The sequence below is a fragment of the Streptomyces sp. OfavH-34-F genome (genome assembly GCF_022347745.1).
Taxonomy (GTDB): domain Bacteria; phylum Actinomycetota; class Actinomycetes; order Streptomycetales; family Streptomycetaceae; genus Streptomyces.
Genome location: NZ_JAKRGC010000203.1, coordinates 1 through 11,539, shown reverse-complemented (window position 1 = coordinate 11,539; position 11,539 = coordinate 1). Strand labels below are relative to the sequence as shown.

Annotated in this window: 14 protein-coding genes and 1 pseudogene; 7 read left to right on the top strand and 8 right to left on the bottom strand. The window is 74.2% G+C overall.

The window, feature by feature from the left end; translation table 11 throughout:
* Positions 1-198, top strand: a pseudogene (locus MHW47_RS24420) (SGNH/GDSL hydrolase family protein); the annotation flags it as partial.
* A 2-nt stretch (positions 199-200) separates the two neighbouring features.
* Here MHW47_RS24420 and MHW47_RS24415 read toward each other — a convergent pair.
* From MHW47_RS24415 to MHW47_RS24395, 5 genes are all read right to left on the bottom strand, one after another.
* Positions 201-575, bottom strand: a complete 375-nt coding sequence (locus MHW47_RS24415; RefSeq protein WP_239225925.1) for a VOC family protein — start codon at positions 573-575, stop codon at positions 201-203.
* Between the two features lie 170 nt (positions 576-745).
* A complete protein-coding gene (locus MHW47_RS24410) occupies positions 746-1,561 on the bottom strand; it encodes a MerR family transcriptional regulator (protein ID WP_239225924.1) in 816 nt (271 codons plus the stop codon).
* Positions 1,545-2,090: a VOC family protein gene (locus MHW47_RS24405; RefSeq protein WP_239225923.1), complete on the bottom strand. Its 546-nt coding sequence runs from the start codon at positions 2,088-2,090 to the stop codon at positions 1,545-1,547. Before MHW47_RS24405 ends, MHW47_RS24410 begins: the two co-directional genes overlap by 17 nt.
* 89 nt (positions 2,091-2,179) lie before the next feature.
* Positions 2,180-2,404 carry a hypothetical protein gene (locus MHW47_RS24400; RefSeq protein ID WP_239225922.1) on the bottom strand — a complete coding sequence of 75 codons (225 nt, stop codon included), beginning with the start codon at positions 2,402-2,404 and terminating at the stop codon, positions 2,180-2,182.
* 57 nt (positions 2,405-2,461) lie between these two features.
* Positions 2,462-3,208: an NUDIX domain-containing protein gene (locus MHW47_RS24395; RefSeq protein ID WP_239225921.1), complete on the bottom strand. Its 747-nt coding sequence runs from the start codon at positions 3,206-3,208 to the stop codon at positions 2,462-2,464.
* Between the two features lie 49 nt (positions 3,209-3,257).
* Between MHW47_RS24395 and MHW47_RS24390 the strand changes: the two genes are divergently transcribed.
* Together MHW47_RS24390 and MHW47_RS24385 are read left to right on the top strand one after the other, a co-directional pair.
* Entirely contained in the window at positions 3,258-4,016 is a 759-nt protein-coding gene (locus MHW47_RS24390) for a DeoR/GlpR family DNA-binding transcription regulator (RefSeq protein ID WP_239225920.1), read from the top strand.
* Between the two features lie 28 nt (positions 4,017-4,044).
* Complete coding sequence (locus tag MHW47_RS24385; protein WP_239225919.1) at positions 4,045-4,719, top strand: ThuA domain-containing protein; 675 nt, start codon at positions 4,045-4,047, stop codon at positions 4,717-4,719.
* 7 nt (positions 4,720-4,726) lie between these two features.
* On the opposite strand, the gene MHW47_RS24380 is transcribed toward MHW47_RS24385, so the two are convergent.
* On the bottom strand, positions 4,727-5,296 hold the full coding sequence (locus tag MHW47_RS24380) for a GNAT family N-acetyltransferase (RefSeq protein ID WP_239225918.1): 570 nt from the start codon (positions 5,294-5,296) through the stop codon (positions 4,727-4,729).
* A 144-nt stretch (positions 5,297-5,440) separates the two neighbouring features.
* On the opposite strand from MHW47_RS24380, the gene MHW47_RS24375 reads away from it, so the two are divergent.
* The 4 genes from MHW47_RS24375 to MHW47_RS24360 all read left to right on the top strand — a co-directional run bounded on the left by MHW47_RS24375 (position 5,441) and on the right by MHW47_RS24360 (position 10,653).
* The gene (locus MHW47_RS24375; RefSeq protein WP_239225917.1) at positions 5,441-5,890 is read left to right on the top strand and encodes a universal stress protein; all 450 of its coding nucleotides are present in this window, start codon (positions 5,441-5,443) and stop codon (positions 5,888-5,890) included.
* A complete protein-coding gene (locus tag MHW47_RS24370; RefSeq protein ID WP_239225916.1) occupies positions 5,887-6,921 on the top strand; it encodes an adenylate/guanylate cyclase domain-containing protein in 1,035 nt (344 codons plus the stop codon). Before MHW47_RS24375 ends, MHW47_RS24370 begins: the two co-directional genes overlap by 4 nt.
* 198 nt (positions 6,922-7,119) lie before the next feature.
* Entirely contained in the window at positions 7,120-9,732 is a 2,613-nt protein-coding gene (gene rph, locus MHW47_RS24365; protein ID WP_239225915.1) for a rifamycin-inactivating phosphotransferase, read from the top strand.
* Positions 9,733-9,771: 39 nt separating this feature from the next.
* Positions 9,772-10,653: an NAD-dependent protein deacetylase gene (locus MHW47_RS24360; protein ID WP_239225914.1), complete on the top strand. Its 882-nt coding sequence runs from the start codon at positions 9,772-9,774 to the stop codon at positions 10,651-10,653.
* A gap of 37 nt (positions 10,654-10,690) precedes the next feature.
* Here MHW47_RS24360 and MHW47_RS24355 read toward each other — a convergent pair whose 3' ends face one another.
* Together MHW47_RS24355 and MHW47_RS24350 are read right to left on the bottom strand one after the other, a co-directional pair.
* Positions 10,691-11,134 carry a glutaredoxin domain-containing protein gene (locus MHW47_RS24355; RefSeq protein WP_239225913.1) on the bottom strand — a complete coding sequence of 148 codons (444 nt, stop codon included), beginning with the start codon at positions 11,132-11,134 and terminating at the stop codon, positions 10,691-10,693.
* Positions 11,135-11,145: 11 nt separating this feature from the next.
* The coding region (locus MHW47_RS24350; protein ID WP_374230141.1) for a hypothetical protein at positions 11,146-11,539 on the bottom strand (394 nt) is incomplete at its 5' end.

Below are 11,539 nucleotides of genomic sequence, written 5' to 3'. Positions count from 1 at the left end.
CCCGCCCGGGCGGTCCCGCCGCTCCGGCAGGTGGTGGCGGCCGAGGCCCGCTGGGTGGGCGGGTTCCTCGGCCCGTGGCTCGGCCGCCGGCTGCGCGGCCGTTCGTCGGGCGACAGCCGCACCGCGAAGCGCCCGGAACTCCTGCCGCTGACTCCCCCGCCGGACGCGCCGGCGGACACCGGGGGCCACCCCGCGTAGCCTCACCGCCCCGGAACCGGCTGGGTCAGGTTGATCGCGTTGCCCGCCGGGTCCTTGATGTGGGCCACGCGCTGGCCCCACGGCATGTCGGTGGGGCCGCCCTGGGTCGAGCCGCCCAGGGCCGTCACCCGGTCGAACGTCTCGTCCACGTCGTTCACGGCGATGCTGAGCAGGACGCGCGGCCCCGCACCGGGCTCCTCCTCGGACCGGTCCTTCGTCACCAGGCCGAGGTCGGTGTCGCCGATGCGCAGGCCGCGGTAGAAGGTGGGGCCCTTCTCCGGGATGCGGAAGATCTCCTCGGCGCCGAACAGCCGTGTGTAGAAGGCCAGCAGGGTGTCCGGGTCGGCGGTGAGGATCACTGGCTGGATGGTGGACATGGCGCTCCCGTTCTCGGCGGTCGTGTGGTCGGTAGACCGTCCCGGGAGGCGGAAGTCATCGGTGCGTTCCAGGGGAACCGGCCGAGATCGCAGGCTGGTCGGGCGTTCGCCGGAATGAGTGCCGTGCCCCCTGCCCTGCCGCGCACAGGGAGGGGGCGGGGACCGACCCGCTAGGACTCTCCCTCCCAGGTCGCCGTGTCCGGGTCGATGCCGTGGGCGCGGGCGTCGGCGTCGACGACGCGGCGGAACCATGCGGCGAGGCCCGGACGGACGCCGTCGTAGTGGGCGGCGAAGCCCGGATCCGACTCGTACATGCGGGCGAGGCACACCTGCATCTGCCGGGTGAGGGGAAAGTACGAGGCGAAGACCTCGCGGTGCCGCTCGACGAGGCGGCCGGCTTCCGCGCTGCCGGGTGCGACGCCCGCGTCCATCGCGTCCGCGAGGGCGCGGTCGAGGGCGGCAACCTCTTCGGTGACGGCCTGCCACTCCTCCGGGCTGCGGGAGGCCGCGCGCTCGGCGTACTGCCGCCACTGCGTCGTGTCCCCGTAGCGGCGGCGTGCCTCGGCGGGCCCCTCGGTGTCCCATCGCGGGCCGAAGATCTCGGCCTGCTGTTCGAGGGTGAGCGGCAGGCCGCCCTCGTGGGCCTCGATCATCCGGTCGAGGCCGGTGCCGAGCTGCTGGAGGCGCTCGATGCGTTCGGCGACCTGGCGGCGCTGGGTGCGCAGGGCGCCGGTCACGTCGGAGTCCGGGTCGTCCAGGACGTGCCGGATCTTGTCCAGGCCGAGTCCCAGTTCGCGGTAGACGACGACGCGGTGCAGGCGTTCCAGGTCGGCGGCGGTGTAGAGGCGGTATCCGGCGGCGGTGCGCAGCGAGGGCCTGGCCAGGCCGGTCTCGTCCCAGTGGTGGAGCGCCCGGACCGTCACGTCCAGGCGCTTCGAGACCTGGCCGACGGTCAGGCCCTCGGCTGCGTCAGTGGTGTCGGGCATGCTTCTCATTGTCGCCGTGCCCGTCCTCGGGGGCGGTGATCCCCATGGCCGCGAGGTTGCGTGCCGCCTCGCTCGCCGGGTCGTACGGCTTCGCCGCGGTGAAGACGACGCGTGCGTTCTCCGGGGTGATGACCTCCACGTCGCGGGTGTTCCACGGGGTGTCACGGGGGCCCTCGACCGAGCCCGGGCGCAGTGCGCGGCAGGCTTCGGCGAGGGGCTCGATCTGGTCGAGTACGCCGGCGAAGCTGTAGCTCATCGCGGGTGGCTGCCCCGGTACGGACTCGGCCGCGACCAGGAGGACGTCCTGGAACGCCCACCGGCGCAGGTGCACCAGGGTGCCGGGTACGCCGAACAGCTCGAAGAAGCCGAGACCGCGCACCCAGAAGTCGGCCGACGCGGCCAGGTCGGCGGTGGGGATGGTGACGAAGGCGGGCATGCCGTAGATGCCCCGGAACGGCTCCGGGGCGACCGCGTCCGGGCCGGGCGCGGGTACGGGGCTCATCTCGAAGGCGTTGTAGTAGTCGCTCATGGGGCCACCCTGTGGCCTCACGCTGCGTGAGGGTCAAGTCGGAAGCGTGGGCCCCGGGGCGACGGGTGCCGGCCCGGGGCTGCCCGGCCCTACGCCGGGTGGGTGGCGAACAGTTCGAGGTGGCCGCACTTGGGGCAGCGGAAGGCCTCGATCTGGCGGCGCGGCCGGCCCATGCGCTTGGCGCCGCCGAAGATGCCCCTCTCCAGCGCGCCTTCGATCCAGCGTGCGTACCCGCGCGAGTGGTCGCCCGCGTCCTCGATGAAACCGTCATCGAGGCCGACGGTTCCGCAGTGGGTGCACGTGAGGTTGTTCATGCCGCCGAGTCTAGGGAGCGTGCCGTCGGCGGTGTCCGGGGTGCCGTCAACGGTTGCTCAACCGGTACGGACGGCGGCGGCGTCCGGCTTCGGGGCGAACGGGCCGTCCAGGGCCGCCCATTGCAGGAGCAGGACGGTCTTGCCGTCGGTGATGCGGCCGTCCCTGGTCATGGCCAGGGCCTCGGCGAAGGGCAGTTCCAGGACCTCGATGTCCTCGCCCTCCTCCTCCAGCCCGCCGCCGGCGCCCGTGCGGGCGGCCGGGGTGTACGGACCGGCGAAGAAGTGCAGGCGTTCGGTGACGGAGCCGGGGCTCATGTAGGCGTCGAGGACGTGCGTGAGGGGGCCGAGGGTCACGCCGAGTTCCTCGGCGGCCTCGCGGCGGATGGCGGTGACGGGGTCGTCCTCGTCGAGCAGCCCGGCGGCCGCCTCGATGAGCATGCCGTCAGGGTGGCCGTTGACGTAGGCGGGGTAGCGGAACTGCCGGCTGAGCAGGACCACGCCGCGCCCGGTGTCGTACGGCAGGACGACGGCGCCGTTGCCCCGGTCGTAGGTCTCGCGCGTCTGGGTCTCCCAGCGCCCGTCGCGGCGGCGGTAGTCGAAGGTGGTGCGGCGCAGGACGTGCCAGCCGCGGGAGGTGAGTTCGACGTCGCGGACCCGGACGCCGGGGTTGCGCGCGAGGTCGCGTCCGGCCCGGTCGAGCCCGGTGCGGCCGCGATGGTCGGGGGTGTCGACGCCGGGGCGGGGGGACGCGGGCGCTCCTGCGGGCCCGGCGGTCGTGGGCCCGGGCAGAGGTGTGTCGGTCATGGCGCGCTACGATACACGCAGAAACGTGCAAGAACAGGAGAGAATGCGAATGCTGGCTGCTGAACGGCGCAACCACCTGCTGCGGCTGCTCGCGACGCAGGGCAAGGTTCTCGCCAAGGACGTCGCGGCGGAGCTGGGGATCTCGGAGGACAGCGTGCGGCGGGATCTGCGCGAGCTCGCCGCCGAGGGGCTGTGCCAGCGGGTGTACGGCGGGGCGCTCCCCGCTTCGCCGGCGACGGCGGACTACGCGGCGCGGCAGACGGTGGCCCCGGACGGGAAACGCAGGGTCGCGTCGGTGGCCGCCGGGCTCGTCCCGGCGGGGGGCGCGGTCATCCTGGACGGCGGGACCACCGCGCTGGCCGTCGCGCGGGCGCTCCCGCGCGATCTCTCCTGCACGGTGATCACGCACAGCCCGACGATCGCGGCGGCCCTGCTCGACCATCCGGCGGCGGACCTCTTCCTGCTGGGCGGCCGCGTCTTCAAGCACTCGGCGGTGACGTGCGGCGCCGCCGCGGTCGAGGCCGCGCAGAACGTGTCCGCGGACCTGTGCCTGCTCGGGGTGACCGGTGTGCACCCGGAGGCGGGGCTGACGACCGGGGACGCGGAGGAGGCGGCGATGAAGCGGGCGCTGGCGGCGCGGGCCGCCGACACGTACATCCTGGCCTCCTCCGAGAAGATCGGCACGGCCTCGCGGTTCCGCGTCCTGCCCTGGGGGAAGATCACCGGCCTGATCACCGACGCCTCCCCCGACGACGCGGTTCTCACGCGGCTCGCCCGGGACGGGGTGGCGGTCCTGACCGCCCGCTGACGGCAACCCGAGACCCCGGAGGCTCAGAATGCACCGCACCGGCCACCTGTCGGACGTCCTCGTCTACACCCGCACCACGGACTACCGCCACGACTCGATCCCGGCCGGCCGGGCCGCGCTGCGCGAGCTGGGCGAGGAGCACGGCTTCGCCGTGGAGGCCACGGAGGACCCCTCGGTCTTCACCGACGCCTCCCTGGCGGGGCGCGGCGCGGTGGTCTTCCTGTCCACGAGCGGTGACGTGCTCACCCCTGCGGGGCGGGAGGCGCTGCGGCGCTGGGTGACGGACGGCGGTGGCTTCATGGGCGTCCACTCCGCCACGTGCACCGAGTACGGCTGGCCGTTCTACGGGGACCTCCTCGGCGCGCGCTTCGCCGGACATCCGCCCTTCCAGCCCGGCACCGTGGTGGTCGAGGACCCGGACCACCCGGCGACGCGCCATCTGCCGCCGAGGTGGGAGTGGCACGACGAGTGGTACGACTTCCGCGCCAACCCGCGCCACCGCCCCGGCGTACGCGTCCTGGCCACCGCCGACGAAACCGCCTACGAGGGCGGCACGATGGGCCCCGACCACCCCGTCGCCTGGTGCCGCGACTCCGGCACCGGCCGCTCGTTCTACACCGCCCTGGGTCACGCCCCCACGGCCTACACCGACCCCGCCTTCCGAGCCCACCTCCTGGGCGGCCTGCTCTGGACAACGGCCTGATCAGCCCTCAGCGCCCCTGCGGGGTCCGCCCTGCGGCGTGCCGGACGCCCAGCCACTGGGGGGCGCCCCAGGCTTCGAAGCGGTGGGCCTCGGTGAAGCCGAGTGTGGTGGCCAGGCGCATCGAGGGGGTGTTGGCGGTTTGGGTCGTCAGGACCACCGGGGTGTCCGGGTGGGAGGTGGCGTACCAGGACAGGGCCGCCTCGCATGCCTCGGTGGCGTAGCCGCGGCCCCAGGCCTCCGGCAGGAGCAGGTAGCCCAGTTCGGTTCGTCCGAGGTCCGGGCGGACCGTGTCCGGGGCGTCCAGGTCGCGGGACTTGAGTTCGACGAGGCCGATCATCGCGCCGTCGAGATCGACGACGAAGCAGCCGGGGCGGCCCGGTGTCGCGGGCAGGGCGCGTTCGCAGGCTTCGCGCGGTCGCGGGCCGCCGAGGTAGGTGTGGACCTCCGGGGAGGAGAGCAGGTCCACGAAGGCCGTGCGGTCGCGGGCCTCGGCCGCGCGCAGCACGAGGCGTGCGGTGCGGATCGGCGCGGGTGGCCAGGGGGCGAAGTCGCGGTCGACGGTGGTCGGTTCGGCCATGGTGGGGAACCCTATCCCACCGGTTGCCGCGCCCCGTGGGCCTTCCGGGACGGTGAGCGAGCCCACCCGTCCCGCCCTTGCCCGGTGTCACGCGCGGCCGTACCTTACTTTGAAGTAAGTTTACTTCGGAGTAAGGAGTTTGCCTTGACCGCCTACCGGACGCTCCTCGTCGGCACGGATGGATCGGAATCGTCGTTCGCGGCCGTCGAGGCCGCCGCGCGGCTCGCTGCCGTGTGCGGGGCCGAGCTTGTGATCACCTGCGCGTACGCACCCATGCGCGGGGAGGAACTGGCCGTCGCCCAGGACCAGTTGGGGGCGGAGGCGTACCAGGTGGTGGGCTCGGCGCCGGCCGAGGACACCTTGCTGACCGCCCGGGACCGGGCCCGGCTGCAGGGGGCGGTCGAGGTGCGCACGGTCGCCGTGGAGGGCGAGCCGGTTCCCGCGCTCGTGCGGACCGCCCGGAAGTGCTCCGCCGACCTCCTCGTCGTCGGCAACCGGGGCCTGCGCTCGCTGGCGGGCCGCATCCTCGGCTCCGTGCCCGCGGACGTCGCCAGGAAGGCCGGTCTGGACGTCCTGATCGTGCACACCACGTGAGCGCCGGGCATCCCGTGGAGCCGCCGGACGGCGAGGGGTTACCGGGCTCCGTGGAGGAGGTCCTGCTGGGCGGGGGCCGGGTCTGGACGCGGCGGGAGGTGGCCGCGCGGGCCGGGGTGGAGTTCGAGCGGGCCGTACGGGTGTGGCGCGCGCTCGGGTTCCCGGCGGTCGACGACGGGGCCCGGGTGTTCACCGACGCCGACGTCGAGGCCCTGCGCACCGGGGAGCGCCTCATCGCGGCCGGGCTCGTCACCGAGCACGGCGAGGCGATGATGGCCCGCGCCCTGGGCCACCACCTCTCCCGGCTCGCCGACTGGCAGGTGGACACCCTGCGGGAGTGGATGGCCCGCGACGGGGACCACTCCCCCGGCGGCCGGGCCCTGTGGGACCGGATGGCGGAACTCCTGCCGGAGATCGAACGCCTCCAGCGGTACGTCTGGCACCGGCACCTGGTGGCCTACGCCGGGCACGCCTTCGCCGAGGGGCGCCCGGACGGCGTGGCGGCGGGGACCGCCGGGGACGGCGCCCACGTCCGGGAGAGGGCCGTCGGGTTCACCGACATGGTCGGCTACACCCGGATGAGCCGGGGCCTGGACGGGGCCGAACTGGTGCGGGTGCTCGACCGGTTCGAGACCGTGACCGGCGATGTGGTGGCCGAGGGCCGGGGCGAGGTGGTGAAGACCATCGGGGACGAGGTGCTGTTCGTGTGCGAGTCTGCGGCCGGCGCCGCCGACATCGGGCTGGAGCTGACGGCGCGCGCCCAGGCGGACCCGAAGCTGCCGCAGGTGCGCACCGGGCTGGCCCACGGCCCCGTCATCGGCCGGTTCGGGGACGTGTACGGCGCGGCGGTCAACATCGCGGCCCGGCTCACGGCCGTGGCCCGCCCCGCGTCCGTGCTCGTGAACACCGCGCTCGCCGGTGAGTTGGCGGGGATGGCGCCGTACGCGCTCCGGCCGCTGCGGCCGGTGTCGGTGCGCGGGTACAGCCGGTTGCGGCCGGTCCTGCTGCGGAGGGCGAGGGGCGCTTCGTAGTCCGGCGGGGTGCCGGTCGCGCGCGCCGCCGGCCGGCGGTCCGCCCCACCCGCGTACAAAGGCGAAGGCAGGGAGAACCATCTCCCTGCCGTACTCAACGTATAGCGCACCGGGGGGCTTGCCGCAAGGCCCGGGGGGTGCCGCACAATCGTCGGCCTGACCACCCCGACCTGCGGAAATGCGGAAATGAGGACCTGCGTGCGCGAGCGGTACGTGTGGGAGCTGGACGAGTCCGAGGGCGCGCCGATCGCGCTCGTCGGGGGCAAGGGCGCGCACCTGGGCGCGCTGTCGCGGATCGAGGAGGTACGGGTACCCGGCGGCTTCTGTGTCACCACGGACGCCTTCCGGCAGGCCGTGGCCGGGGCGCCGGAGGTGGACGAACTGTGCGGCCGGCTGGGGCGGGTGGACGCGGACGACCGGGAGGCGATCCGCGACCTGAGCGCCGGACTGCGGCGGGCCGTCGGGGGACTCGCGCTGCCGGACGAGGTGGCGGCGGAGGTCACCGGGGCGCTGGCCCGGCACGGCGCGGACGCCGCGTACGCCGTGCGCTCCAGCGCCACGGCGGAGGATCTGCCGGCGGCTTCGTTCGCCGGGCAGCAGGACTCGTTCCTGAACGTGGTGGGGACGCGGGCGGTCCTGCGGCACATCACCCGGTGCTGGGCCTCGCTGTTCACCGAGCGGGCCGTGACCTATCGCCGGCGCCACGGCATCGACGACCGCGCGGTGCGGATGGCCGTGGTCGTGCAGCGGATGGTGTTCCCGGAGGCGTCCGGCATCCTCTTCACCGCCGATCCGGTGACCGGCAACCGGAAGGACGCCACGGTCGACGCCGGTTTCGGGCTCGGGGAGGCCCTGGTGTCGGGTCTGGTGAACCCGGACGTCTTCAGGGTGCGCGGCGGTGAGATCGTCCACCGGTCGATCGCGGTCAAGGAGCGGGCCGTCAAGCCCGTGGCCGGCGGCGGCACGCGCCGGGTGCCGGTCGGCGCGGGACGGCGGGAGGAGCCCGCCCTGACGGACGCACAGGTGCTCGCGCTGGTACGCCTCGGGCGGCGGATCGAGGCGCACTTCGGGTGCCCGCAGGACATCGAGTGGTGTCTGGCCGACGGCGGCTTCCGCATCGTGCAGAGCCGCCCGATCACCACCCTGTTCCCGGTACCGGAGGCGGCCGACGGGGAGAACCACGTCTACGTCTCCGTGGGGCATCAGCAGATGATGACCGACGCGATGAAGACCCTGGGGCTCTCGATGTGGCGGCTGACGGCCATGGCCCCGATGCTTGAGGCCGGCGGCCGGCTGTTCGTGGACGTGACCCCGCGTCTCGCGTCGCCCTCCGTGCGCCCCGGTCTGCTGGACCTCATGGGCCGGGGCGACCCGCTGGTCAGAGACGCCCTGGAGACCGTGCTGGAGCGCCCCGGCTTCGTACCCTCACGGCCCGAACCGGAACCGGCGGCCGGCGCCCCGCAGCCGGCGGCCGGCGGCGGCCCCGATCCGATCGAGACCGATCCGGCCGTGGTGCGCGAACTGGTCGCCCGCAGCGAGGAGTCCGTCGCCGCGCTGGAGCGCGAGATCCGTACGCACACCGGACCGGCCCTGTTCAACTTCCTGTCGGCCGCCTTCGAGGAGCACAAGCGGGTCCTCGGCGACCCCCTCTCCATGCGGGCGATCATGGCCGGGATGGAGGCCACGTGGTGGCTCAACGACCGGCTGTGGGAGTGGCTCGGCGAGAAGAACGCGGCCGACACGCTGACGCTGTCCGCGCCCGGCAACGTGACGTCCGAGATGGGCCTCGCCCTGCTCGACGTGGCCGACGCGATCCGTCCGCACCCGGAGGCGGTCGCGTATCTGCGCGGCGTCGGGGACGACGACGGCTTCCTGGACGGCCTGGCGAAGGTGGACGGCGGAAGGCGGGCGCGCGCCGCGATCGAGGAGTATCTCGACCGGTACGGCATGCGGTGCGTCGGCGAGATCGACATCACCCGCCCCCGCTGGAGCGAGCGGCCCTCCGCGCTGGTGCCCGTCATCCTCGACAACGTACGGCTGTTCGCACCCGGGGCCGCCGCCCGGCGCTTCGAGGAGGGCCGGCGCAAGGCCCTCGCCAAGGAGCGGGACGTGCTGGCGCGGCTGCGGGCCCTCCCGGACGGCGACCGGAAGGCTGGCGAGACGAAGCGGATGATCGACCGGGTGCGGACCTTCATCGGGTACCGGGAGTACCCGAAGTACGGGATCGTCTGCCGCACCTACCTCTACAAGCAGGCGCTCCTGCGCGAGGCGGAGCGCCTGGTGGACGCCGGGGTGCTCGGCGAGCGCGACGACGTCTTCCACCTCACCTTCGAGGAGTTCCGGGACGCGGTGCGCACGCACGAGGTGGACGAGGCGCTGATCCGGCGGCGCAAGGAGGAGTTCCGGGTGTTCGCCGGGCTCACCCCGCCCCGCGTGCTCACCTCGGACGGCGAGGCGCTGCACGGGGCGTACCGGCGCGACGACGTGCCGGAGGGCGCGCTGACCGGTCTGCCGGTCTCGGCGGGCACCGTGGAGGGGCGGGCCCGGGTGATCCCCGATGTGTCCGGCGCCGATCTGGAGGCGGGTGACATCCTCGTCACCACGTTCACGGACCCCAGCTGGTCACCGCTGTTCGTGGGGATCGCGGGGCTGGTGACCGAGGTGGGCGGTCAGATGACCCATGGCGCGGTGATCGCCCGCGAGTACGGGCTGCCGGCCGTCGTGGGGGTGGGCGGGGCCACCCGGCTGATCCGCGACGGGCAGCGCATCCGTGTGCACGGCACCGACGGGTACGTCGAGCTGCTGTCGTGACGACGGGGCGGTGCCGGGCCGGTTCCGTACCCTGGGACCATGCGCATGCGCCCCACTCTGAGCTGGACTCCCACCGAAGGGCTGCCGCCCGCCACCACCGATCTGGAACCCGTCGTCGAGGCGCTCGGCGCAGGCGGGGTGCTGGTGCTCAGCGGGGCCGGTCTCTCCACGGAGTCCGGCATCCCGGACTACCGGGGCGAGGGCGGCAGCCTCAGCCGGCACACCCCGATGACGTACCAGGACTTCGTCTCGGGGCCCGGGGCCCGGCGCCGGTACTGGGCGCGCAGCCACCTCGGCTGGAAGACCTTCCGGCGGGCCCGGCCGAACGCGGGCCACCGGGCGGTGGCCGCCTTCGGGCGCGGTGGGGCGCTCACCGGAGTGATCACCCAGAACGTGGACGGCCTGCACCAGGCCGCCGGCAGCGAGGACGTCGTGGAGCTGCACGGCGGCCTGGACCGGGTCGTCTGCCTGACCTGCGGCACGTACGTCGCCCGGCACGAGGTGGCCCGGCGGCTGGAGGAGGCCAATCCGGGGTTCCGGCCGGTGGCGGCAGGAATCAACCCGGACGGTGACGCCGACCTCACGGACGAGCAGGTCGGGGACTTCCGGGTGGTGCCGTGCGCGGTCTGCGGCGGCATCCTCAAGCCGGACGTGGTGTTCTTCGGCGAGTCGGTGCCGGCCGCGCGGGTCGCGCACTGCCGGGCGCTGGTGGACGAGGCGGCCTCGCTCCTCGTCCTGGGGTCGTCGCTGACGGTGATGTCGGGTCTCCGGTTCGTCCGGCAGGCGGCGCGGTCCGGGAAGCGGGTGCTCATCATCAACCGTCGGCCGACGCGGGGCGACGCGCAGGCGGTGACCCGGATCGAGCTGCCGCTCGGCCCGGCGCTGGGCGTGGTGGCGGAGCGGCTGGGGGTGGAGGTCTAGAGCGGCGGGGCCGGCCGGGGCGGTGCGGGACTGCGGGTCAGGGCTGCGACGGCCGGGTCAGCTGGGCCAGCAGCCAGCTCGGGTTCGGATTGGTGTGGGCCGTGCCCGCCACGAGGACCGTGGGGACGGTCTCGTTGCCGTCGTTGGCGGCCCGTACCTCCGCCGCCGCCTCCGGGTCGCGCCAGATGTTGACCCAGTGCAGGCGGCGGGCCCGGTGGCGCACCGCGTAGCGCAGTCGCAGGCAGTACGCGCACCCCGGGCGCCAGAAGACGATCGGCCGGCCGTCGGCCGCGCTGCGGCGGTGGGCCTCCGCCGCGGTGACCGACCTGGGGAACACCAGTGGCGAGATGAGGCCCGCGACCAGCGCGAAGGCCGACAGGACGGCAGCTCCTCGGAGGGGGCTCCCGTCCGTGAACAGCCTGGCGGCGAGGACGCCGCCGGAGACGAGCAACAGGATCGGCGCCCACCAGACTCGCATCATGACGCCCCAGGCTACCGATGTGCCGGACCGGTGCGCGGACCGGACCGTCCGCGCCGCCACCATCCGCGCCGGCCGCCCGGCCCGTCCGGGTCGAGTGGGGGCAGCGGCGGGTCCGTGTACGTCGGGGCGGTCAGTTCCGCCGCCAGGCCGACGCGGCCGGGGTGGACGCAGACCGGTGTCCGCGTCCCGGTGGTGTACCGGAACCCGTCCGCCGCGTCGAACGGCCAGTCCCTGCTGGGCCGGTCCGCGACGAGGAACCCGGTGCGCGGAAGCCGCAGCGCCGGGCAGAACCAGCAGCACGGGTAGTCCGACTCCGGGTCGATGAAGGGTGGCTCGGCCTCGTCGTCCATGTCCCCAGGAAGGTAGCGCACGCGCCGGGGCCGGCCGTCACGGTGCGGGCGGCCC